Origin of the sequence: Streptomyces sp. NPDC056222, assembly GCF_042264065.1 — a bacterium.
GTDB lineage: Bacteria > Actinomycetota > Actinomycetes > Streptomycetales > Streptomycetaceae > Streptomyces.
Genome location: NZ_JBHJTL010000002.1, coordinates 47,877 through 71,943, shown reverse-complemented (window position 1 = coordinate 71,943; position 24,067 = coordinate 47,877). Strand labels below are relative to the sequence as shown.

19 protein-coding genes are annotated in these 24,067 nt (G+C 71.4%); 15 read left to right on the top strand and 4 right to left on the bottom strand.

Annotation, left to right across the window (positions count from 1 at the left end):
* Positions 1-94: 94 nt before the first annotated feature.
* From ACFC0D_RS01550 to ACFC0D_RS01540, 3 genes are read right to left on the bottom strand one after another with little or no spacing between them, the layout of a single operon-like run.
* Positions 95-1,333, bottom strand: coding sequence for a cytochrome P450 (locus ACFC0D_RS01550; protein ID WP_376430431.1), 1,239 nt, complete (start codon positions 1,331-1,333; stop codon positions 95-97).
* A gap of 53 nt (positions 1,334-1,386) precedes the next feature.
* On the bottom strand, positions 1,387-2,781 hold the full coding sequence (locus ACFC0D_RS01545) for an NAD(P)/FAD-dependent oxidoreductase (protein WP_376430430.1): 1,395 nt from the start codon (positions 2,779-2,781) through the stop codon (positions 1,387-1,389).
* Positions 2,771-3,052: a ferredoxin gene (locus tag ACFC0D_RS01540; RefSeq protein ID WP_376430429.1), complete on the bottom strand. Its 282-nt coding sequence runs from the start codon at positions 3,050-3,052 to the stop codon at positions 2,771-2,773. The genes ACFC0D_RS01545 and ACFC0D_RS01540 overlap by 11 nt, the downstream gene beginning before the upstream one ends.
* A gap of 282 nt (positions 3,053-3,334) precedes the next feature.
* Between ACFC0D_RS01540 and ACFC0D_RS01535 the strand changes: the two genes are divergently transcribed.
* The 10 genes from ACFC0D_RS01535 (at position 3,335) to ACFC0D_RS01490 (ending at position 15,427) form a co-directional block, all read left to right on the top strand.
* On the top strand, positions 3,335-4,411 hold the full coding sequence (locus ACFC0D_RS01535) for a GNAT family N-acetyltransferase (protein ID WP_376430428.1): 1,077 nt from the start codon (positions 3,335-3,337) through the stop codon (positions 4,409-4,411).
* Between the two features lie 98 nt (positions 4,412-4,509).
* On the top strand, positions 4,510-5,778 hold the full coding sequence (locus ACFC0D_RS01530) for a hypothetical protein (protein ID WP_376430427.1): 1,269 nt from the start codon (positions 4,510-4,512) through the stop codon (positions 5,776-5,778).
* A 53-nt stretch (positions 5,779-5,831) separates the two neighbouring features.
* Positions 5,832-6,284: a hypothetical protein gene (locus ACFC0D_RS01525; RefSeq protein WP_376430426.1), complete on the top strand. Its 453-nt coding sequence runs from the start codon at positions 5,832-5,834 to the stop codon at positions 6,282-6,284.
* A gap of 40 nt (positions 6,285-6,324) precedes the next feature.
* Positions 6,325-7,221: an oxygenase MpaB family protein gene (locus tag ACFC0D_RS01520; RefSeq protein WP_376430425.1), complete on the top strand. Its 897-nt coding sequence runs from the start codon at positions 6,325-6,327 to the stop codon at positions 7,219-7,221.
* Positions 7,203-9,467: a tetratricopeptide repeat protein gene (locus ACFC0D_RS01515; RefSeq protein WP_376430424.1), complete on the top strand. Its 2,265-nt coding sequence runs from the start codon at positions 7,203-7,205 to the stop codon at positions 9,465-9,467. The genes ACFC0D_RS01520 and ACFC0D_RS01515 overlap by 19 nt, the downstream gene beginning before the upstream one ends.
* Before the next feature lie 42 nt (positions 9,468-9,509).
* Positions 9,510-11,048 carry a phytoene desaturase family protein gene (locus tag ACFC0D_RS01510; RefSeq protein WP_376430423.1) on the top strand — a complete coding sequence of 513 codons (1,539 nt, stop codon included), beginning with the start codon at positions 9,510-9,512 and terminating at the stop codon, positions 11,046-11,048.
* 176 nt (positions 11,049-11,224) lie between these two features.
* Positions 11,225-12,259 carry an L-threonine 3-dehydrogenase gene (gene tdh, locus ACFC0D_RS01505; RefSeq protein WP_376430422.1) on the top strand — a complete coding sequence of 345 codons (1,035 nt, stop codon included), beginning with the start codon at positions 11,225-11,227 and terminating at the stop codon, positions 12,257-12,259.
* 2 nt (positions 12,260-12,261) lie between these two features.
* On the top strand, positions 12,262-13,461 hold the full coding sequence (locus tag ACFC0D_RS01500) for a glycine C-acetyltransferase (RefSeq protein ID WP_376430421.1): 1,200 nt from the start codon (positions 12,262-12,264) through the stop codon (positions 13,459-13,461).
* Between the two features lie 25 nt (positions 13,462-13,486).
* The gene (locus ACFC0D_RS01495; protein WP_376430420.1) at positions 13,487-14,395 is read left to right on the top strand and encodes a LysR family transcriptional regulator; all 909 of its coding nucleotides are present in this window, start codon (positions 13,487-13,489) and stop codon (positions 14,393-14,395) included.
* A gap of 123 nt (positions 14,396-14,518) precedes the next feature.
* On the top strand, positions 14,519-15,427 hold the full coding sequence (locus ACFC0D_RS01490; RefSeq protein ID WP_376430419.1) for a proline iminopeptidase-family hydrolase: 909 nt from the start codon (positions 14,519-14,521) through the stop codon (positions 15,425-15,427).
* Between the two features lie 16 nt (positions 15,428-15,443).
* On the opposite strand, the gene ACFC0D_RS01485 is transcribed toward ACFC0D_RS01490, so the two are convergent.
* Entirely contained in the window at positions 15,444-17,282 is a 1,839-nt protein-coding gene (locus ACFC0D_RS01485) for a serine hydrolase (RefSeq protein WP_376430418.1), read from the bottom strand.
* Positions 17,283-17,452: 170 nt separating this feature from the next.
* Between ACFC0D_RS01485 and ACFC0D_RS01480 the strand changes: the two genes are divergently transcribed.
* From ACFC0D_RS01480 to ACFC0D_RS01460, 5 genes are all read left to right on the top strand, one after another.
* Positions 17,453-18,559 (top strand): NAD(P)H-dependent flavin oxidoreductase, encoded by a 1,107-nt coding sequence (locus tag ACFC0D_RS01480; RefSeq protein ID WP_376430417.1) that lies wholly within the window; start codon positions 17,453-17,455, stop codon positions 18,557-18,559.
* Positions 18,559-20,109 (top strand): acyl-CoA synthetase, encoded by a 1,551-nt coding sequence (locus tag ACFC0D_RS01475; RefSeq protein ID WP_376430416.1) that lies wholly within the window; start codon positions 18,559-18,561, stop codon positions 20,107-20,109. Before ACFC0D_RS01480 ends, ACFC0D_RS01475 begins: the two co-directional genes overlap by 1 nt.
* A gap of 70 nt (positions 20,110-20,179) precedes the next feature.
* A complete protein-coding gene (locus ACFC0D_RS01470) occupies positions 20,180-21,205 on the top strand; it encodes an aldo/keto reductase (RefSeq protein WP_376430415.1) in 1,026 nt (341 codons plus the stop codon).
* A 111-nt stretch (positions 21,206-21,316) separates the two neighbouring features.
* Positions 21,317-22,411 (top strand): calcium:proton antiporter, encoded by a 1,095-nt coding sequence (locus ACFC0D_RS01465; RefSeq protein ID WP_376430414.1) that lies wholly within the window; start codon positions 21,317-21,319, stop codon positions 22,409-22,411.
* A 121-nt stretch (positions 22,412-22,532) separates the two neighbouring features.
* A complete protein-coding gene (locus tag ACFC0D_RS01460) occupies positions 22,533-24,032 on the top strand; it encodes a fatty acyl-CoA synthetase (protein ID WP_376430413.1) in 1,500 nt (499 codons plus the stop codon).
* Positions 24,033-24,067 lie beyond the last annotated feature (35 nt).

The window sequence follows — 24,067 nt, the reverse complement described above, 5'->3', positions numbered from 1 at the left end:
CGAAGACCCACCTACAGCATGCGGCGAGGCCGTCAGGTCCGATCCTCCGATGGCGCGATCAGCGCCCGCCGAGCCGGAGCTGAGGGGTGCCGGTTCAGGGACGTACTCCGTCGATCCCGATGCGCAGATGGCGCGGGCCGCGCAGCACCGCGTTGTGTCGGTACGGCGGTGGGTCCTCCAGCAGTCGTGGGTTGTCGAGGCGACGGGCGAGCGTGGACAGCGCGAGCTGGGCCTCCAGCCGGGCCAACGGAGCGCCGAAACAGGAGTGGATGCCGCTGCCCAGGCCGAGGTGCTGGATGTCCTTGCGGTCCGGGTCGAAGCGGTCGGGCTCCGAGAAGCGCTCCGGGTCCCTGTTTCCCGAGGCGAGCACGAGCCAGATCGTCGAACCCTTCGGAATCGTGACCCCGCGCAGCTCGATGTCCGCGATACAGGTGCGCTGGGGCACAAGTTGCACCGGCGGCTCGTAACGCAGCAGCTCCTCCACGATGTTGACGGCAAGCCCCGGGTCGTCGCGCAGCCTGTCGAGGACGTCCGGGTGGCGGAGCAGCGTGAGCATGCCGTTGGTGATGAGGTTGACCGTCGTCTCGTGGCCCGCGATCAGCAGGAGGACCGCGGTGCTGAGCACCTCCATCGTCGTCATGGGACCGTCGCCGCCCCGGCTCGTCACCAGCTCGGACAGCATGTCCTCGCGAGGCTCCTTGCTGCGCTGCTCGACCAACCCGGCCAGATACATGCCCAGTTGCAGCCGTGCCTCCTGCGCCTCCTGCCGTCGCTCCGTGTTGTCACCCCCCGCGTCCGGATCCAGAGCTGCCACGATCGGGTCGACCCAGGAACGGAATCGCGGCTCGTCCTCGCGCGGCACCCCGAGCAGCCGGCAGATCACGGTCACGGGAAACGGGTAGGCGAACTGGTCGACCAGGTCGATCTCTCCGGCGTCCCCGAGGCCGTCGACCAGCCCGGACACGATCTCGGCCAGTTCGTCGCGCATGGAGTCGATCCGGTCGGGGCTGTGTGGCGGCCCGAAGGGGCGGTTGGCGATCCGTCGCAGTCGGTCGTGCTCGGGCGGGTCGAGCCGGATGAAGCTCGGCGGCAGCCCCGTCTGCTCCGCACCGCCCATGTCGTCGGCGCTCGGCGCGGCGAGGTTGGCGGCGTCCGAGCTGATCCGTGGGTCGTGGAGCAGCTGGAGGATGTCGTAGTAGGAACTGACGACAAAGGGTCCGCCCTCCTCCTCCTGCAGCACCGGGGTCTCGCGGAGCTTCTCGTAGAGGGGGTAGGGGTTCGGGCGATTGGCGTAGTCGGTGATCTGGCGCAGGAGCGGGGTGGCATGCGTCATGGGGTGTCCTTCTGCGGGGCCCGTGGGGGTGGAGGGGGCGGCAGGGGCGTCGGTCAGCGATGGGCCGGGGTGAAGACCAATTGCTGGTCGGTCGGCGAGTAGCCGCTCAGGGTCACCGTCGGGCCGTGGGTCGGCAGGGACGGGTCGGGGAACTCGGCCGGGACCGGCTTGCGGCCCTCGGGCCGCCGGTCCACCGTCGGGAAGTCCAGGGGGAAAGGCGCGCCCGTCTCGATCAGCCGCCGATAGAAGTCCAGCCACCGCGAGTTGTCGAAGCTGACGGCCGCGATGACGCGGCCCTGATGGCCGTACACCCCGATGAAGCGCCGCTCGTCCGGAGAGCCCTGCGTGATCATGATCTCGTCGCCCATCGAGGGCACGCCGACCGACTTGATGTTCACCCCGAACTGGGAGGACCAGAAGGCGGGCACCCCCATGTGGGGGCGGCGCTCCGCGCTGACGCTGATCATGTTGTGCGCGGCGATCTCCGCCTGTGCCACGGCGTTGCCCCAGTGCTCCAAGGACAGGAACTGGTAGTTGAACAGGGCGTTCGGGGAACGGGCGACGTCACCGGCGGCGTAGATGTCGTCAGTGACGATGCCCCGGATGTCGAAGGCCCGGCAGCCCGCGTCGCAGGCGATACCGCGGGGGCCGGCGCCGAGCCCGGAGCCTGCCAGCCACTCGGTGTTACGGATCGCTCCGAGGGAGACGACCACGACATCCGCCTCGACGACGCTGCCGTCGGAGAGTTGGGCCGACCGGACCCGGCCCGCCGCGTCGCCCTCCAGCGCGGTGACCGTGACGCCCGTACGCAGATCCACGCCGCTCTCGCGGTGCATCTCCGCCGCGACCGTGCCGATCACGCCGCCGAGCGCGCCCACGAGCGGAGCGTCGGCGCGCTCCGTCACGGTGACCTCGATGCCTCGGTCCCGGCAGGCCGAGGCGATCTCGGAACCGGTGAACCCGGCGCCGATGACCAGGACCCGACGGGGTGAGGCCTCCATCCGCCCGTGCAGTCGCACCGCGTCGTCACGGGTCCGCAGCGCGAAGACCCCGTCCAGCTGAGCTTCCGCCTCGACCGGCCAGGGCCGGGCGCGCACGCCGGTCGCGATCAGCAGCCGGTCGTACTGCACCGCGTCCCCGTCCGCCAGGAGCACCCGCTTGGCCGCCACGTCGAGACCGCTCGCGGCGACGCCGAGCCGCCAGGTGGCGTCGATCTCCCGGCGCCGGGGCAGCTCGGTGTGGACCGGCGAGGCCTTGCGCAGCAGGACCGCCTTGGACAGCGGGGGCCGGTCGTACGGCTCGTACGGCTCGTCTCCGATCAGTGTGAGCGAACCGGCGAAGCCTTCGGCTCGCAGGGTCTCCGCCGCCCGCAGCCCCGCCAGCGACGCCCCCACGATCACGATCCGGCCCTCGCGTCTCAGCCACTCGTGAAAATCCTCAACGGACATCGGACGGCTCCTGCCCGGACTGAACGGCCTGAGCGGAGCGAGCGGACCCCCCGGGCTGCCCGGGGGCGTGGTCGGCTTCGCCCAGGCCCTCCGCCATGATGGCCTGCACGGGGCAGGCCGCGACCGCGCGCGCCACCTTCTCCCGGTGCTCGTCCTCGGCATGCGGGTCGTACACGAGGGACTCGTCACCGTGCATCGTGAACACCTCGGGCGCGAGGAAGGCGCACTGCGCGTATCCCTGGCATCTGTTGAGATCGACGACAAGCCTCATCAGTGCTCCGGTCTTCCGCGGCCAGGTCCCAGGGAGCCGGGGTTCGACGGCGGCCTCGGACAGCGGTCATCTCCCCCGGACCAGCATGGGAGCCGCAGCGGGTTCCGCGCGCGCCGAGGGCCGCCGAAGGAGTGGCCCACCGTGGCGCGAACGGCGGGCGTACGGGCCGAGGCCATGCAGCGGTGACCGCTGCTCGTCTGCGTCGGGGCCGACAGAACTTGGTCGCTTCGGCGTGCTGCGGCACGGCACACTGTGCGGGTCCATCGCGCGAACGGAGACTCGATGTCCGGCCCGACCGACCCGACCGACCCGACCGACCTGACCGATCCGACCGATCCGACCGGGCCGGCAGGTACCGGCGCCCCGACGCATCCGGAGTACCCGGTCCGGACGAAGCGGCTGAGGCTGCGACCCGTGCGCAAGGACGACCTCGAAGCCATCCACGCCCACCGCTCGTTGCCCGAGGTCGCGCTCTACCTGCCGCACGAGCCGCACACCCGCGAGGCGACCGCCGAGATGATCGAGCGCGTCATGGCGGGGGAGGCGCTCGCCAACCCCGGCGATTGGCTCAACCTGGCCGTGGAGAACGAGGACGGCCGGCTCGTGGGTGAGGTGCTGCTCCGGCGTGAGCCCGACGAACCGGAGACCGGCCAGGTGGGCTTCGCCTTCCACCCGGACGTGCACCGCACCGGCATCCCCTCCGAGGCCGTCGCGGCCGCGCTCGACATCGCCTTCGAATCCTTCGGCTGGCACCGTGTGATCGGGATCTGCGACATCCACAATCAGGGGTCCGCCGCCCTGATGCGCCGCATCGGCATGCGCCACGAATCCGTCCTCCGCGACAGCACCTTCTTCAAGAACGCCTGGTGCAGCGACTCGGTGTTCGCGGTCCTCGCCCACGAGTGGCGCAGGACCCCGCCTCGTTCCACGGACGAACGGGCCGTCGACACGGCGGTCTCCGTCTTCCTCGCCGCGTTCACCCGCCGCGCCGGCGAGCCGGTCAGCCTGGACGCGGCCAAGGCCGTTCTCGCGCCCGAGGCGGTGATCGAGTACGCGGCGCAGGACGGGCAGGTGACCCGGATGAACGTCGACGAGTTCCTGGTGCCCCGTCAGGCCTACCTGAACGGAACCGAGTTGACCGACTTCGAGGAGTTCGAGGTCAGCTTCTCCACCGTCGTCGGCGCGGGACGCGCACTGCGGTCCTCGCTCTACCACAAGAGCGGCATCCGCGATGGCAAGCCCTTCGCCGGATGGGGGCGCCAGCACTTCGAGCTCGCCGCCGACGCATCAGGGGACTGGCGCATCCGGTCCCTCACCTGGACCGACGATCCCGAACAGCGCGACGACGCCCGGGCGTGACCCCGGTCGTGGAAACCTGCGGCCGACGTACAGCCGGCCGCGGGGCTTTGGCACACTGACGCCGATCCGATCTCGGTCACGACAAGGAGCGGCACACGTTGAGCGTCAGCGTCGCAGGACAGATAGACATCGCGGGACCGGTGGGCAAGCTGCTCCACCGGCGCCCGCTCAAGAACGCCACGGTCATGCAGTCGTTCGGCATAGAACCCGTGTCCGGTGACATCTTCGCGCTGCAACTCATGGAGGGCGCACTTCAGCTCCCCGGCGAGCCCTCGGCGATCAACGGGGCCACACGGTCCGAACGGGGAGACCTGTGCCTCACCCGGCTCTCCCCGTCCGGCTCGATCACCGGGTACATGTACCTGCGTGGCTTCGGACATGGAGTGAACCTCGGTGTGGAGAACCGTAACGGGGCCATCTGGCTGTGGACCGAGACGGACTCCACCCCGAACTCGGCGAATCCGCCCGAGGGCTTCGGAAAGGCTGTGACCAGCTTCGAGTTCCGCACCGGCACGGTCCTCGACCACGGCTCCTCACTGCACACGCCGCCCTACACTCCCGACCCGGCCGCCCGCTTCATCACCCCCACCATCGACCGCAGCGCCAACGAGCTCGTCCTGCGCTTCTCCCTCAACGGCGGCACGCACTACGAGCGGTACGACCTGGCCAAGGCGGCAGCAGGTGACTGGGAGCCGATCCAGCGGCTCACCCCGGCGCTTCCGGCGGGAACCTTCCAGGGGTTCGCCTCCCACAGCGGCGTCCTCTACACCTGGCAGGGCTGGGGGCTGAACAAGGTCGCGTGGCCGGGTGACAACTACCTCACCGCGTTCGAGTGGGCCACCGGCACCATGCTGGACCGGCAACACATCACCGCCGGCCCCGGTCTGGATCACCGCGAGCCCGAGGGCATCACCGTCTCCGTACGCAACGGCGTTCCGCACCTCCACTTCGGCTACGCCTGCGATCCCGGCCCGCGCACCTGTACGATCATGTCGCTCTCCGCAGCGCCCGAGACCGACGGCGTCAAGGTGCTCACCGACTGGCAGCCGATCACGCTCGCCGCCGGAGTCACCGCCGACCAGAACGCCCCCAAGGGGCGGCTCATCAGCATCGCCGGTACGACCACACTGCAGCTCAGCGGCGGGGTCAAGGGCAGCTTCGACGGCGACGCCGTCATCGGCACCCTGCCCGACGCGCTCACCCCGAGCATGCCGATCCGCGCGAACGTGGCGCGGAACAACGCCGGAGGCTACTGCGTCGCCCGCGTCGAGGCGGACACCGACCGCGAGCTGCGGCTCTACGGCGGCCGCACCACCAACGTCATCACCTGGGCGCAGCTGGACAGCTTCAGCGCCGTCTGGCGCTGACCTCCCTCGTTCCTCCCCTCGTTCAACTCTTCTGGCCAAGGAGCCGATCCGCCATGCCCAAGACCCCCAACCGCCGCAGCATTCTCGGCGCCGCCCTCGCCGTGCCCGCCGCCGCGGCCGCCGGCAACCTGATCGCCGCCACCCCGGCCGCAGCGGCCGGCATCGTGGCCGATGCCTGGACCGACCTCGTCCTGGAGCCCGGCGTCACCGCCCAGGCCGGCGCCACCCCGCAGGTCCGCCTCATCACCATCGCCGACACCACGTTCCTCCAGGCACGTGGCGCGATCACCTGCAACCTGGCCGCCGACGCCAAGGTCGCCACCATGCCGGCCGGCCTCAAGCCCACCTGGTACGTGCGTGCCGCGACGCCCCGCAACAACAGCCAGGGCATCAACGCCTGCCGCTTCGAGGTCAACACCGCCGGATCCGTGAGCGTCTACGGCGCCAACGCCGGAAACCCCATCACCTGGGTCCAGTTCGACTCGGTCCAGACGATCTGGCGCTGAGCCGGTGCCCCGGGGCCGGCCTCCGCGTAGCCTGAAGCGCATGAGGCAGGACGCCGACCCCGGGCTCTTCGGTCCCGATTCCGTCACCTGGCAGCTGCACGGCGACCCGGTGATGTGGATCGCCGGCGTCCGTGCCCTCTATCTGCAGGCACTGCACCCTGTCGCCGTGCGCGGCGTGATGATCAACAGCGACTTCAGGAAGGACGCCTGGGGCAGGCTCCTGCGCACGGCGAACTTCGTCGGAACGATCAGCTACGGCACCACCGACGCCGCCGAGGCGGCAGGCGCCCGCGTGCGGAAGATCCACCGGCTGCTCGGCGTCGACGACCCCGAACTCCTGCTCTGGGTGCACTGCGCCGAGGTCGACTCGTACCTCTCCGTCGTCCGCCGCTCCGGCATCCCGCTCACCGACGCGCAGGCCGACCGCTACATCGACGAACACCGCACGTCCGCCCGGCTCGTCGGGCTCGACCCGCGCGAGGTTCCCGCCACGGCCGATGAGCTCGCCGGCTACTTCGACGCCGTACGGCCGCGGCTCGTCGCCGGTGAGGACGCGCGGACCGTCGACGCGTTCCTGCGCCGCCCCCCGGTCAAACCCGCCCTGCGTCCGGCGCGCGAGATCATCTGGCGGCGCGTGGCCGCACTCGCCTACGACGCGCTGCCTCCCTACGCCCACGCGCTGTACGGACGGCCCGCACCGCCGCCCGACACCGTCACGTATCAGCTCACCGTGGCGGCCAATCTGCTGCGCTGCATCCCCGCCCGGCTGCGCTGGCGGCTGCCGCCAGGTCACATCTTGAACGCGATGGCCCGTCTGGGCCCCGCCACGCGCCCCGCCCCGTACAAACTCCGCAGCCAGACGGCCATACTGGACGAGCCGGGGAGGGCGCAGCGAATCGACGGGGGCGACAGCACGCGATGGCGGAAACCAGGCTGATCCAGGGCCGGTACCGGCTGCACGACGTGATCGGACGCGGGGGCATGGGCGAGGTGTGGCGTGCCACCGACGAGTCGCTCGGGCGGCGCGTCGCGGTCAAGTGTCTCAAGCCGCTGGGACCGCAGCAGGACGCGAACTTCGTGACGGTGCTGCGCGAACGCTTCCGCCGCGAGGCACGCGTCGCCGCCTCGCTCCAGCACCGCGGCGTCACCGTCGTCCACGACTTCGGCGAGTCCGACGGTGTCCTCTTCCTCGTCATGGAGCTCCTGGAGGGCCACAACCTCAGCCAACTCCTGGAGGAGAACAAGCAGCACCCGCTGCCGGTGCCGGACGTCGTCGACATCGCCGAGCAGGTCGCCGACGCCCTCGCCTACACCCACCGGCAGGGGATCGTGCACCGCGACCTCAAGCCGGCCAACATCATGCGGCTCGGCGACGGCGCCGTGAAGATCTGCGACTTCGGGATAGCGCGACTGGGCGCCGACATCGGTTTCACCTCCCGCCTCACCGGCACCGGCATCGCCATGGGCACCCCGCACTACATGTCGCCCGAGCAGATCAGCGGCGGTGAGGTCGACCATCGCAGCGATCTGTACTCGCTGGGATGCGTCCTGTACGAGATCGCCACCGGCGCCCCGCCCTTCGACCTCGACGACGCCTGGGCCGTCCTCGTCGGCCATCGAGACACCCCACCCGAGCCGTTGCGCACGCACCGCGCCGAACTCCCCGACTACCTGGACCGGATCGTTCTCGATCTCCTCGCCAAGACGCCGGAGGGGCGGCCCACTGACGCGACCGACCTGCGTCGTCGGATCGTCTCGGCACGGACAGGACCGCAGCGGATCCCCGCGGAGGTACGGGTGCATGAGGCGGCCGCGCCCCGGCTCCCCTCCTGGGCCGGCCGGATGACCCACGGCCACCGGGCCACGGGCGCCTCCCGCGCGCTGCGGACCGTGCCCTTCGACCCGGCCGCCGGGCTCACGGGGGAGTGGACGACCGACTCCCGCGCCCTTCCCGCGCCGGACCGGGGCGTCCCGGGGCCCGCCCCGTCCCCCGAATCGCCCGCACGGGGCGTCGTCCCGAGGTCCACCCCGTCCCCCGAACTGCTCGCCGTACTCGCCAGCCGGCACAGGGCCGGGCTCAGTCTCGGCCGGCTCGGCCGCTGGGAGGAGGCGGAGGACGTGCACCGGTCCGTCGCCGAGGACCGCGAGCGGGTCCTCGGACCCGACCACCCGGAGACCCTCACCAGCCGGTACGAGCTCGGCTTCACGCTCAGCCGGCTCTCCCGCCCCGCCGACGCCCTGCGCGCCTTCGCCCGGGTCGCCGAGGCCCGCGAGCGCGTCCTCGGGCCCGACCACGCCGACACCCTGGCCGCCCGCCAGGAGACGGCGTACGTGCTCGGGCGCCTCGGGCGGCATTTCGAGGCGCACCAGGTGTACGCGGCGGTGCTCGCCTCGCGCGAGCGCACCATGGGACCGGACCACCCCGACACCCTGCGCTGCCGCCACAACCTGGCGTTCAACCTGGGACGGCTCGGGCGCCTGGACGAGTCGTACCGGATGGCCCGGGAGGTGGCCGAGGCGCGCACCCGGCTGCTCGGTGACGAGCACCCCGACACGCTGGTGACCCGCTACGAAGTGGCGTACACCCTCGGGCAGTTGGAGCGGTGGCCGGAGGCGCTCGCGACGTACCGGGACGTCGCCTCCGCGCGTGGTTCCGTGCTCGGTCCCGACCACCCCGACACCCTCGCGGCCCGCTACGAGGTGGGTATCAGTCTGGGCCGGCTCGGCCGGAGCGCCGAGGCCCTGGAGCTCTACCGCGACCTGGTGGACGCGCGCACCCGTGTGCACGGCCCCGACGACCCCGAGACGCTGCGCGCCCGCCACGGCCTCGGCGTCAACCTCGGCCGGCTCTCCCGCTGGGAGGAGGCCGTCGAGGAGGCCCGGGAGGTGTGCGCGATCCGCGAGCGGGTTCTCGGCGCAGATCATCCCGACACGCTCGTCAGCCGCCGCGAGATCGCCGTCGGTCTCGGCTGGCTGGCCGACTGGACCGCCGCTCTCTCGGTCTACCGCCAGGTCGCCGACGCCCGTGAGCGCGTTCTCGGTGCCGACCACGCCGACACCCTGGCCAGCCGCCATGACGAGGCCCACTGTCTGGAACAGCTCGGCCGCCACGCGGAGGCCGTCGACCTCTACCGGCGCGTCGCCGCACTCCGCCGGACGGACGGAGAGCGGAACACGTCCTAGACGCGGGGTTCCGCGGGCGATCTTCGCGTGTTAGCAAGAGGCATGACCCCACAGCGCTCGTACGACGCCGTCATCGTCGGCGGTGGCCACAACGGACTGGTCGCCGCCGCCTACCTGGCCCGCGCCGGACGCACCGTCCTCGTCCTGGAACGCCTCGGCTCCACCGGTGGCGCGGCCGTCTCCACGCGGCCCTTCGACGGGGTCGACGCCCGGCTCTCCCGGTACTCGTACCTTGTCTCGCTCCTGCCGCCGAAGATCGTGCGTGAGCTGGGGCTGAAGTTCGCCGTGCGCAAGCGGTCCATTTCCTCGTACACCCCGAAGGGCGACAGCGGACTGCTCGTCGGCGGTGGCCCCGACCGCACCCGCGCCTCCTTCGCCGCGCTCACCGGCTCCGACCGGGAGTACGAGGCGTGGCAGGCGTTCTACGGCCGTACGGGGCAGGTCGCCGAGCGCGTCTTCCCCACGCTCACGGAGCCGCTGCCGACCCGCGAGGAGCTGCGCGCCCGGGTGGCCGACGAGACCGCCTGGCGGATGCTCTTCGAGCAGCCCATCGGCGTCGGTGTCGAGGAGAACTTCACCGACGACCTCGTCCGCGGTGTCGTCCTCACCGACGCGCTCATCGGCACCTTCGCCGACGCCCACGACCCCTCGCTGCTCCAGAACCGCTGCTTCCTCTACCACGTCATCGGCGGCGGCACGGGCGACTGGGACGTCCCCGTCGGCGGCATGGGAGCACTCACCGACGCCCTCGCGGCGGCCGCCCGCGCGGCGGGCGCGGAGATCCGCACCGGGCACGAGGTCACCCGGATCGAGACCGACGGCACCCGCGCCGAGATCACCTACCGCACGGCGGAGGGCGAAGGCGTGGTCGCGGCGGACCACGCACTGGTGAACGCCTCCCCGCAGGCGCTCGCCGCCCTGCTCGGCGACACTCCGCCACCGCCCGCCGAAGGGGCCCAGCTCAAGGTCAACATGCTCCTCACCCGGCTCCCGAAGCTCCGGGACCGGTCCGTCGACCCGCGCGAGGCCTTCGCGGGCACCTTCCACATCGCCGAGGGGTACGGGCAGTTGGCCACGGCGTACGCCGAAGCCGCCGCCGGCCGGCTGCCGAGCGCGCCGCCCTCCGAGATCTACTGCCACTCGCTGACCGATCCGAGCATCCTCGGCCCGGAGCTCGCCGAGCGCGGCTACCAGACCCTCACGCTCTTCGGTCTGCACACCCCCGCCCGGCTGTTCGCCGCCGACAACGACACCGCGCGCTCCACGCTCCTCAAGGCGACACTCGCCGAACTCGACGCCGTACTCGACGAGCCGCTCGCCGACTGCCTCGCCGTCGACGCGGAGGGCCGACCCTGCATCGAGGCGAAGACCCCGCTCGACCTCGAACGCGATCTGCGGCTGCCCGGCGGCCACATCTTCCACCGGGACCTCTCCTTCCCCTACGGGGAGGAAGGCACCGGCCGCTGGGGCGTCGAGACCGCGCACGCCAACGTCCTGCTCTGCGGCGCGGGTGCCGTCAGGGGCGGCGGAGTCAGCGGCATCCCCGGCCACAACGCGGCGATGGCGGTGCTGGGACGATGAGAGGGGTCGCCCGGGCCGTCCCCGCCTGTGGCGTGAAGCTCACCTGTGGCCGCGCTTAAGAAAACCTCGATGGACCCCGATGCAGGACATACGGAAGATTCTCTTCGAGGATCTTGGGCGCGAACCCGTGCCCGAACCCCGTAGGTCACAGGACACGCACGTCGGGAGCCAAGGCATTGAAGGCGCTGGTCAAGCAGAAGGCGGAGCCGGGACTCTGGCTCACGGACGTACCGGAGCCGGAGATCGGCAGCGGAGAGGTACTGATCAAGGTCAAGCGCACCGGAATCTGCGGTACGGACCTCCACATCCGCTCCTGGGACGGCTGGGCACAGAAGACCATCGCCACGCCGCTGACCCTCGGCCACGAGTTCGTGGGCGAGGTCGTCGAGATCGGTCGTGACGTCGCGGACATCGTGGTCGGCGACCTGGTCAGCGGCGAGGGCCACCTCGTCTGCGGCAAGTGCCGCAACTGCCTGGCCGGCCGCCGCCACCTCTGCCGCGCCACCGTCGGCCTCGGTGTGGGCCGCGACGGCGCGTTCGCCGAGTACGTCGCCCTGCCGGCGTCCAACGTGTGGGTCCACCGCGTCCCGGTCGACCTCGACGTCGCCGCGATCTTCGACCCCTTCGGCAACGCCGTGCACACCGCGCTGTCGTTCCCGCTGGTCGGCGAGGACGTCCTCGTCACCGGCGCGGGCCCGATCGGCATCATGGCGGCAGCGGTCGCCAAGCACGCCGGCGCGCGCAACGTCGTCATCACCGACGTCAGCGAGGAGCGCCTCGCCCTCGCCCGCAAGACGGGCGTCTCGCTCGCCCTGAACGTCGCCGAGCAGACCATCGCCGACGGCCAGCGCACGCTGGGCCTCAAGGAGGGCTTCGACGTCGGCCTCGAGATGTCCGGCAACCCGCGCGCCATGCGCGACATGGTCGCGAACATGACCAACGGTGGCAAGATCGCCATGCTGGGCCTGCCCAGCGAGGACTTCTCCGTCGACTGGGCGAAGATCGTCACCTCCATGATCACCATCAAGGGCATCTACGGCCGCGAGATGTTCGAGACCTGGTACGCCATGTCCGTGCTCCTGGAGGGCGGGCTCGACCTCGCCCCGGTGATCACCGGCCGCTACGCGTACACCGACTTCGAGGCCGCCTTCGACGACGCCGCGTCGGGCAAGGGCGGCAAGATCATCCTCGACTGGACCACTGGAGCCTGAACATGTTCGATTCTGTACGCGACGACCTCCGCACCACCCTCGACGAGATCCGCGCCGCCGGACTGCACAAGCCCGAGCGCGTCATCGGCACGCCCCAGTCCGCCACCGTCGCCGTCACCGCCGGGGGCCGGCCAGGTGAGGTCCTCAACTTCTGCGCCAACAACTACCTCGGCCTCGCCGACCACCCCGAGGTGATCGCCTCCGCTCACGAGGCGCTCGACCGCTGGGGCTACGGCATGGCGTCCGTGCGCTTCATCTGCGGCACGCAGGAGGTACACAAGGAGCTGGAGGCGCGACTGTCCTCGTTCCTCGGCCAGGAGGACACGATCCTCTACTCCTCCTGCTTCGACGCCAACGGCGGCGTCTTCGAGACGCTCCTCGGCCCCGAGGACGCCGTCATCTCCGACGCCCTCAACCACGCCTCCATCATCGACGGCATCCGCCTCTCCAAGGCCCGCCGCTTCCGGTACGCCAACCGTGACATGGCCGACCTGGAGCAGCAGCTCAAGGAGGCCACGGAGGGCGGCGCCCGCCGCAAGCTCGTCGTCACCGACGGAGTGTTCTCCATGGACGGCTACGTCGCCCCGCTCGAGGAGATCTGCGACCTCGCCGAGCGCTACGACGCCATGGTCATGGTCGACGACTCGCACGCCGTCGGCTTCGTCGGCCCCGGCGGCCGCGGCACGCCCGAGCTGCACGGCGTCATGGACCGCGTCGACATCATCACCGGCACCCTCGGCAAGGCCCTCGGCGGCGCCTCCGGCGGATACGTCGCCGCCCGCGCCGAGATCGTCGCCCTGCTGCGCCAGCGCTCGCGCCCGTACCTGTTCTCGAACACCCTCGCCCCGGTCATCGCCGCCGCCTCCCTCAAGGTCCTCGACCTGCTGGAGTCGGCCGGTGACCTGCGCGACCGGCTGCGCGCCAACACCGAACTGTTCCGTACCCGGATGGCCGCGGAGGGCTTCGACATCCTCCCCGGCGACCACGCCATCGCGCCCGTCATGATCGGCGACGCGTCCGAGGCGGGCCGGATGGCGGAGCTGCTCCTGGAGCGCGGGGTCTACGTGATCGGCTTCTCGTACCCCGTCGTTCCGCAGGGCCAGGCCCGCATCCGCGTCCAGCTCTCGGCGGCCCACTCCACCGAGGACGTGAACCGCGCTGTGGACGCCTTCGTCGACGCCCGCGCAGCCCTGCGGAGCTAGTCCCGCAGCCTGCGACACTAGGGGCATGATCGAAGCGCGGCGGCTGCACATCCTCCGTGCGGTGGCCGACCACCGCACGGTCACGGCGGCTGCCGCCGCGCTCTATCTCACCCCCTCCGCGGTCTCCCAGCAGCTCGCGGCCCTGGAACAGGAGACCGGCCACCGGCTCGTCGAGCGCAACGCCCGCGGGGCGCGGCTCACCCCGGCCGGCGAGATCCTGCTCAGTCACGCCAACGCCGTCCTCGCCCAGCTGGAGCGCGCCGAGTCCGAGCTCGCCGCCTACGGCTCCGGCGAGGCCGGCACGGTCACGGTGGCGGCCTTCGCCACCGGCATCGGCCTGGTCGTCGCGCCGGCGATCACCGGCCTCGCCCGCACCTCGCCCGGCATCCGGGTACGGGTACGGGACGCCGAGGGCGACGAGAGCCTGCTGATGGTCCTGGACCGGCAGGTCGACGTGGCCGTCGCGGTCGAGTACCGGGGCGCGCCCGGCGAGGACGATGCCCGGCTCACCCGCGTGCCGCTGTACGCGGAACCCTTCGACGCCGTCCTGCCGCCCGGGCACCCGCTGGCGGCGGGCGACCGGGTCGCGCTCGCCGACCTCGCCAAGGACGCCTGGATCGGGCAGTCCGCCGGCAACCCCTGCCACGACGTGACCGTCCTGGCCTGCGAGTACGCGGGCTTCGCACCCCGCCTCGAGCACTCTTCCGACGACTTCCGGGCCGTGGTCGCCCTCGCCTCCGCGGGGGCGGGCGTGGCGCTCGTACCGCGCTCGGCGCTGAGCGGCATGGCACCCGACGCGGCGGTGATCCGGCCGGTCGACGGCGTCGCCCCCACCCGCCGTGTCTTCGCGGCGGTACGGCGAGGGGCCGAGGACCACCCCCTGATCAGCCCGGTGCTCGACGCCCTGCGCGCGGCCGCGGAACCGGCCGGCTGACCGACGCCACCCGGTCGGCCCGCTCCCGTCGGAGACCGGCGCCGGGCGGCGGCCCATCGCGTGGCGCCCCCTCCCGGGCCTGCCCATCATGGGAGGGAACGCCGGATCTCCCCAGGAGGCGCCATGGCCGTCACCGAAGGCACCGTGCCGTTCCGCGGCTTCCACACCTGGTACCAGGTCGTCGGCAGGCTGCCCGCTCCCGACGGGAAGCTGCCGCTCCTCGTCGTGCACGGCGGCCCCGGCCTGCCGCACGACTACCTGGAGGATCTCGCGGCGCTCGCCGACGGCGACGGGCGTGCCGTCGTCTTCTACGACCAGCTCGGGTGCGGCAGGTCCGACCAGGCCGAGGACCCGGTCCTCTGGACGCTGGAGACGTTCGTGGCGGAGATCGACGCCCTTCGGAAGGAACTGGGGCTCGACCGTGTCCATCTGCTCGGCCACTCCTGGGGCACCCAGGTGGCGCTCACGTACATGCTCGGCAAGCCGTCCGGCGTGGCAGGCCTCGTCCTGGCGGGCGTCGTCGCCGACGCACCGTCCTACGCCGCCGAGGCACGCAGGCTGAAGGACTCCCTGCCCGCCGAGGAACGCGAGGTCATCGACCGCTGCGAGGCGGAGGGGACGACGGACGACGATGCCTACCTGGGCGCCACCATGGCCTTCTACCAGCGGTGGCTCTGCCGTCTGGACCCCTGGCCCGAACATCTCGTGCGCTCCGTGCTCACGATGCGGGAGGACGTGAACGAGGCGCTGTGGGGGCCGGAGTGGAACGTCACGGGCAGCCTGAAGGACTGGAGCGTCACCGACCGCCTCGGCGAGATCGACCTGCCCGTTCTGGTGACCTCGGGCCGCTACGACATGGTGACCCCCGACGTGGTCCGTCCTGTGGTGGAGGGTATTCCGGGCGCCGAATGGGCGCTCTTCGAGAAGAGCGCCCACATGGCCTCCGCCGAGGAGCCGGACCACTACCGTCAGGTGGTGGAGGACTTCCTCTCCCGGGTGGAGGGGGTGCGGCCGGAGGCGTCCGAGAGGTGACGGTCCCGCGGGTGGGTCAGTCCGCCGACCTGGTCCAGCCCACGGCCTCGATGCGGGACCCGTCGGCCGGCCGCGCCTCGTCGAACACCCGGCGCCCGGAGGGGCCCAGGACCCGTAGACCGTCCACGTACACGCCGCGCCCGACGTAGAGCCTGTCCGTCGTGTACCGCCAGCGCAGGCGGACGGCGGCGGACCCCCAGGCCGTCAGGTCGGCGACGGCCTCGTGCCAGACGCGCCCGGACCAGCCGCTCACCGAGCCCCCCGGGCGCTCCTGCGGCTGCTGCCCCTTCCGTACGGTGGTGAAAGGCACCGGGCTCCAGGTCGCGCCGTCGTCCGTCGACGCCTCCAGGAAGGCGGCGTCCGGGCCCGGTTCGGTGTCCCACCACAGGGCGCACTCCAGTCGGCCCGTGCCGCTGAGCGGCGGCAGAGTCAGCGTGGCGGTCGTCGCGCTCGCCATGCCCGAGAACCATGGGAGTCCCCCCTGCTCACGCGAAGCCGAGAGCTCGGGTGAGGTCCGCCCGCGCGGCGGCCGGACGGGGATCGCGCGGGCCAGGTTGTTCGCCGCGGCGACGCGGGGTGCGGAGCCGGAGCGCCAGGTCCTGACGGGGTGGACCGAGTTGCCGAGGACGACGAGGAACGCGTCCGTCGTCGGGTCCAGGACCAGGCTCGTGCCGGTGAACCCGGTGTGGCCCGCCGTACGCGGGGTGGCCATGGCGCCCATGTACCAGTGCTGGTAGAGCTCGAAGCCGAGGCCGTGTTCGTCGCCGGGGAAGGCCGTGTTGAAGTCGGTGAACATCAGCTCCACGGACTCGGCGGAGAGGATGCGGGCGTGGCCGTACGCCCCGCCGTTGAGGAGGGTGCGGGCGAGCACGGCGAGGTCCCAGGCGCAGGAGAAGACTCCGGCGTGGCCGGCGATGCCGCCGAGGCTGTACGCGTTCTCGTCGTGGACCTCGCCCCACACCATGCCCCGGTCGAGGCCGGACCAGGGGAGCCGGGAGTCCTCCGTCGCCGCGATCTTCGGCTTCCAGGAGAGCGGGGGATTGAAACGCGTGCGGTGCATCCCGAGTGGAGCGGTGATCTCGGTTCGGAGCAGTACATCCAGAGTGTGACCGGTGATCTCCTCCAGGATCAGTTGAAGGGAGATCAGATTCAGATCGGAGTAGAGGTACTTGGTGCCGGGCGGACTCGGCAGAGTCTCGTTCCACAGCAGCCGCAGCTTCCCCTCCCGCGTCGGCTCCTTGTACAGCGGGATCCAGGCCCGGAACCCCGAGGTGTGTGTGAGCAGCTGACGTACCGTGACGTCCTGCTTCCCGCCGCCCCCGAATTCCGGAAGGTACGCGGTGACCTTCGCCTCCAGATCCAGGGCACCGCGCTCGATCTGCTGCACGGCCAGGATCGAGGTGAACAGCTTCGAGACGGACGCCAGGTCGAAGACGGTGTCCTCCGCCATCGCGATCCGCTGCTCCGCGGGCAGCTCGATCCCGCTGTCCGTCGTCTCGTCGTATCCCGCGTACCGCACCGCCGCCCCGATCGGCCGGTGCAGCGCGACCGTTCCGCCCCGCCCGGCCAGCAGTACCGCACCCGCGTACCACGGGTGCTTCGGGGAGGGCCCCAGGAAGGCCTCGGCGTCGGCGACCAGTCGGTCGAGGTGCGCGGGCAGCAGCCCGGCCCGCTCGGCGGACCCGTGCCGCAGGGTCGTCCGCCCGCCCCGGGGCGCGGCGGCCGCGGCGGCCCCCGGAATCGAGCCGACCATCACCGCACCTCCCAGGGCGAGAAGCCCGCCGCCGAAAGCCCGGCGGCTGAGCCCCCGGCCCGCCGCGTTCCGAGCCGGAACACCTGCCGATTCCTCCGTCATCCCTACCCTCTCCCACACCTCTGAAAGAATCCTTCGGCCACACGCGCAACGCCTGAAACTTTCTTACCGGGGTGAGGGTGAGTCAAGGAAGCGGGCGACAGGGCAAAGAATCTGACACTGCATCAGAAAATCTCTTCCCTCGGCCGTTCCGCTGCGGCATCCTGCCGCCCATGAAGACGGAGCTGAGCCAAAAACTGGGGATCGAGCACGCCATCTTCGGCTTCACGCCCTTCCCCGCGGTGGCCGCCGCCATCACCAGAGCCGGCGGATTCGGCGTCCTCGGCGCGGTGCGCTACACCGCCCCCGACGACCTCGCGCGCGACCTCGACTGGATGCAGGAGCACACCGACGGCCTGCCGTACGGCCTCGACGTCGTCATGCCCGCGAAGAAGGTCGAGGGGGTGAGCGAGGCCGACGTGGAGGCGATGATCCCCGAAGGGCACCGGGAGTTCGTCCGTACGACCCTCGCCAAGCACGGCGTCCCCGAGCTCGCCGAGGGCGAGGCCTCAGGCTGGCGCATCACCGGCTGGATGGAACAGGTCGCCCGCAACCAGCTGGACGTCGCGTTCGACTACCCCATCAAGCTCCTCGCCAACGCCCTCGGCTCCCCGCCCGCCGACGTCGTCCGGCGCGCTCACGACCACGACGTCCTCGTCGCCGCCCTCGCCGGCAGCGCACGGCACGCCCGACACCACGCCGAGGCCGGCATCGACGTCGTCGTCGCGCAGGGCTACGAGGCAGGCGGCCACACCGGCGAGATCGCCTCCATGGTCCTGACGCCCGAGGTCGTCGACGCCGTCTCCCCGCTGCCCGTCCTCGCCGCGGGCGGCATCGGCAGCGGCGAACAGATCGCCGCCGGGCTCGCGCTCGGCGCCCAGGGCGTCTGGCTCGGCTCCCTCTGGCTCACCACCACCGAGGCCGACATGCACTCCCGTGCCCTGACCGCGAAACTCCTGGCCGCCGGCTCCGGCGACACGGTCCGCTCCCGCGCGCTGACCGGCAAGCCCGCCCGCCAGCTGCGCACCGAGTGGACCGACGCCTGGGACGACCCGGACGGCCCCGGCACCCTTCCGATGCCCCTGCAGGGGCTGCTGGTCGCCGAGGCCGTCTCCCGTATCCAGAAGTACGAGGTCGAGCCGCTGCTCGGCACACCCGTCGGGCAGATCGTCGGCCGGATGAACTCCGAGCGCAGCGTGCAACAGGTCTTCGACGAGCTCACCAGCGGTTTCGAGAAGGCCATCGACCGCATCAACCGCATCGCCGGACGGAGCGAGTGATGAGCCAGCCCCCCAACGGTTTCTGGTCCCAGGCAACCGCCGACCCCTCCCGTACGATCCTCATCGCGCCCGACGGCGAGGAGTGGACGGCCGGACGGCTCCACGCCGACGTGAACCGACTGGTCCACGGGCTGCGCGGGGCCGGTCTGGAGCGGGGCGACGTCTTCGCCGTCGTCCTGCCCAACGGGGTCGAGTTCCTCACCGCCTATCTCGCCTCCGCCCAGGCCGGGTTCTATCTCGTCCCCGTCAACCACCACCTCGTCGGGCCCGAGATCGCGTGGATCGTCGCCGACTCCGGCGCCAAGGTGCTCATATCCCACGAGCGGTTCGCGCCCGCGGCGACCGCCGCCGCCGACGAGGCGGGCCTGCCCGCCACCCACCGGTACGCCGTGGGCGCGGTGGAGGGGTTCCGTCCGTACGACGAACTCCTCGACGGGCGGCCGGAGTCCGCCCCCGAGGACCGCACCCTCGGCTGGGTCATGAACTACACCTCCGGCACCACCGGCCGACCGCGCGGCATTCGCCGCCCGCTGCCGGGCAAGCTCCCCGAGGAGACGTATCTCGGTGGCTTCCTCGGCATCTTCGGGATCCGGCCCTTCGACGGCAACGTCCACCTGGTCTGCTCGCCGCTCTACCACACGGCCGTGCTGCAGTTCGCGGGCGCCGCGCTGCACATCGGCCATCCGCTCGTCCTCATGGACAAGTGGACCCCCGAGGAGATGCTGCGCCTCATCGATGCGCACGACTGCACCCACACCCACATGGTCCCGACCCAGTTCCACCGGCTGCTCGCGCTGCCCGAGGAGGTACGGAGCCGGTACGACGTCTCGTCCATGCGCCACGCCATCCACGGCGCCGCCCCGTGCCCCGACCACGTCAAGCGGGCGATGATCGACTGGTGGGGGAGCTGTGTGGAGGAGTACTACGCGGCGAGCGAGGGCGGCGGCGCCTTCGCCACCGCCGAGGACTGGCTGAAGAAGCCGGGAACGGTCGGCAAGGCGTGGCCCATCAGCGAGCTCGCCGTCTTCGACGACGACGGCCACCGCCTCCCGCCCGGCGAACTCGGCACCGTCTACATGAAGATGACCACCGGCGGCTTCTCGTACCACAAGGACGAGGCGAAGACCGCGAAGAACCGCATCGGCGACTTCTTCACCGTCGGCGACCTGGGCGTCCTCGACGAGGACGGATACCTCTTCCTCCGTGACCGCAAGATCGACATGATCATCTCGGGCGGCGTCAACATCTACCCCGCCGAGATCGAGTCGGCGCTCCTCACCCACCCCGCCGTCGCCGATGCCGCCGCCTTCGGTATCCCGCACGCCGACTGGGGCGAGCAGGTCAAGGCCGTCGTCGAAGCGGCCGAGGGCCACGAGCCGGGCGAAGCCCTCGCCGCCGACATCCTGGCGCACTGCGAGGAGCGGCTGGCCGGCTACAAGCGCCCCAAGTCGGTCGACTTCATCACCACCATGCCCCGCGACCCCAACGGCAAGCTCTACAAGCGCCGGCTGCGCGAACCGTACTGGGAGGGGCACGAGCGCCCGCTCTAGCCGGCCTCCGTCCCGGGTCACGTAGGGTCGAAGTGTCGTGAGTCCCGATCCTGGAAGGCGTGTTCCCGCTGTGCGCTATCGACTCTTCGGCCGTACCGGCCTGCGCGTCTCCGAACTGATGCTGGGTGCGATGACCTTCGGCGAGGAGGGCGGGGCCGGGGTCTCGCCCGAGGAGTCGCGCCGGATCGTCGATCTGTACGCCGACGCCGGCGGCAACGCCATCGACACCGCGGTCAACTACCGGGGCGGCGAGAGCGAGGCGATCCTCGGCGAGGCTCTCGCCGGGCGCCGGGACCGGTTCGTCCTGGCGACCAAGTACACCGTGACCCGCGACGCCACCGACCCCAACGCCGGCGGCAACCACCGCAAGAACCTCGTCCTCTCCCTGGAGACCAGCCTCAAGCGGCTGCGCACCGACTACATCGACATCTACTGGGTCCACATCTGGGACCGGCACACGCCGATCGAGGAGACGATGAGCGCCCTCGACGCCGCCGTCCGTTCGGGGAAGGTCCTCTACGTCGGCATCTCCGACGCCCCGGCCTGGGTCGTCTCCCGCGCCAACACGCTGGCGGAGTGGCGCGGCTGGCAGCCGTTCGCGGGCCTCCAGGTGCCCTACAGCCTGCTCCAGCGCGACATCGAGCGCGAACTGCTGCCGATGGCGGAGTCGTTCGGCATGAGCGTCACCGCCTGGAGCCCGCTCGCAGGCGGCGTCCTCTCCGGCAAGTACACCCGACCGGGCGGGCCGGGCGCGACCGCGCGGCTCTCCGCCGACTCCCTCTCCGACCGGGACCGCGCCGTGGCGCGGGCCGTGCAGGACGCCGCCGACGAACTGGGTGTGACGCCCTCGCAGGTGGCGCTCGCCTGGGTCCGCTCCCGCTCCCGGGCCGTCCTCCCGATCGTCGGCGTCCGCTCGGCGGACCAGCTCAAGGACAACCTCGGCGCACTCGACGTGACGCTGCCCCAGGAGATCGCCGAGCGTCTGGAGGCGGCTACGGACTTCACCCGCGGCTTTCCCCACGACTTCATCGACGGGACCAGCCCGTGGGTGTTCGGCGACAGCTTCCCGAAGCTCGACGGGCGGCAGCTCGGCTGACCGCGAGGCCGCTGCCCGCGCCCCCGCTGCCGGGTGCCGGACGGCAGGGCCGCCCAGCGGCACCATAGGCCGCACATGGGCGAATGTCTCCTATATGGCAGGATGCAGGGCATGAGTTCGAGCGCGGGACTGACACGGCAGTGGACGACATGGGGACCGGTCGTGGCGGCCGTGGTCCTCGGGCTCGCGTGGGGACGTGGTCTGCCCGGCTTCGTCGTCGGGCTCATCGCCGCCTGCCTGTTCGCCGCCGTCCTGGCCGCCGTCCACCACGCCGAGGTCGTCGCCCACCGCGTCGGCGAGCCCTTCGGCTCACTCGTCCTCGCCGTCGCCGTCACGGTCATCGAGGTCGGACTGATCGTCACCCTGATGGCGGGCGGCGGCGAGAAGACCTCCACCTACGCCCGGGACACCGTCTTCGCCGCTGTCATGATCACCTGCAACGGCATCGTCGGGCTCTCGCTCCTCGTCGGCGCCCTGCGCAATCGCGTCGCCGTCTTCAATGCCGAGGGTTCCGGCGGCGCCGTCGCCACCGTCTGCACCCTCGCGACGATGACCCTGGTCCTGCCGACCTTCACGACCAGTCATGCCGGCCCCGAGTTCTCCGGCGCCCAGCTGGTCTTCGCCGCCGTCGCCTCGATCTGTCTGTACGGAGTGTTCGTGGCCGTCCAGACCTTCCGGCACCGCGACTACTTCCTTCCCGTCGCGCGCCCGGGCCATGAGTCCGAGGACGACCACGCCGATCCGCCGACCGACCGGGAGACCTGGGCGAGCCTCGCCCTCCTCGTCCTGGCGCTCGTCGCCGTCGTGGGACTGGCCAAGATCATCTCGCCCACCATCGAGGACGGCGTCGAGTCGGCCGGTCTGCCCAAGGCCGTCGTCGGTGTGATCATCGCCCTGATGGTGCTGCTTCCCGAGACGCTCGCCGCCGTGCGCGCCGCGCGCCGGGACCGGATGCAGACCAGCCTCAACCTCGCCTACGGCTCCGCGATCGCGAGCATCGGCCTGACCATCCCGGCGATCGCGCTCGCCTCGATCTGGCTGTCCGGGCCCCTGGTCCTGGGCGTCGGGGCGGTCCACATGGTCCTGCTCGTGCTCACCGCCGTCGTGAGCGCCCTGACCGTGGTGCCCGGACGGGCCACCCTGCTGCAGGGCGGCGTCCATCTCTCGATCTTCGCCGCCTTCGTCTTCCTGTCGTTCAGCCCGTGAGGTCGGCCGGCGCGTGAGGTCGGCCGGTCCCTGAGGACGCATGCTCCGAGGGCGTGGGCCCAAGGCGCCGGGCCCGCCCCGGTACTTGACCCGCCCCTCCGGGCCCACCGAGGATCCAGCCATGGAACGACTCCTCACCCGGACCGTCGACGGCGTTCTGCGCATGAGCGCGCAGCGCACCCCCGAGCGGATCGCCGTGCGGTACGGCGACCGCTCCTGGACCTACGCGGAGCTGGACGCGGCCGTGACCACCGCGGCCGCCGTGCTGCGGGAGCGGTACGGGCTGGTGGAGCGGGCCCGCGTCGCGACCTACGCCCACAACTCCGACGCCTATCTGATCGCCTTCCTCGCCTGCTCCCGCGCGGACCTGATCCACGTCCCGGTCAACCACCACCTCACGGGCGAGGACCTCGACTACATCCTGCGCCAGTCCGGCAGTTCGCTCGTCCTCGCCGACCCCGCGCTCGCCGACCGTGTCCCTGCCGACCTGACCGTACGGGCGCTGCGGGACACCGAGGACTCGTTCCTCACGGCGCTCGCCGAACCGGACACGTACGACACCGACCGTGACGCCCGCGAGTACGTCCAACTGCTCTACACCTCCGGGACGACCGCGCTGCCCAAGGGCGCCCGGATGACCCACCAGGCCCTGGTCCACGAGTACGCCAGCGCCATCGAGGCCCTCGACCTGCACGAGGACGACAAGCCGGTCCACTCGCTGCCGCTCTACCACTCCGCGCAGATGCACGTTTTCCTGCTGCCGTACCTGGCCGTGGGCGCCGAGAACACCATCGTCGACGGGCCGGATCCGAAGGTGCTCTTCGACCTGATCGAGGCGGGCCGCGCCGACAGCTTCTTCGCGCCGCCGACCGTCTGGATCGGTCTCTCCAACCACCCCGAGTTCGCGAGCCGCGACCTCTCCGCCCTGCGCAAGGCGTACTACGGTGCCTCGATCATGCCCGTGCCGGTCCTGGAGCGGCTGCGCGGCCGGCTGCCGGGGCTGCGCTTCTACAACTGCTTCGGGCAGAGCGAGATCGGTCCCCTCGCCACCGTCCTCGGCCCCGACGAGCACGAGGGCCGGATGGACTCCTGCGGGAAGCCGGTCCGCTTCGTGGAGGCCAAGGTCGTCGACGAGGACGGCGAGGAGGTCCCGGACGGCACCGCCGGCGAAATCGTCTACCGCTCGCCACAGTTGTGCGACGGCTACTGGGAGAAGCACGAGGAGACCAGGGAGGCGTTCCGCGGCGAGTGGTTCCGCTCCGGCGATCTCGCGGTGCGCGACGCGGAGGGCTACTACACGGTCGTGGACCGGGTGAAGGACGTCATCAACTCCGGGGGAGTCCTGGTCGCCTCCCGGCAGGTCGAGGACGCCCTCTACACCCATCCGGGCGTCGCCGAGGTGGCGGTCGTGGGCCTGCCCGACGAGCGCTGGATCGAGGCGGTCACCGCCGTCGTCGTCCCCAGGAGCGAGGTCACCGAGGCCGAACTCCTCGCCCACGCACGCGAGAAGCTCGCTCACTTCAAGGCCCCGAAGAAGGTCCTGTTCGTGGACGAGCTGCCGCGCAACGCCAGCGGGAAAATTCTCAAGCGGGAGCTGCGCGACCGCTTCGCCGCCTCATAGAGCCGGGCTCCGCACGCACCAGATCCCGGCCGAGG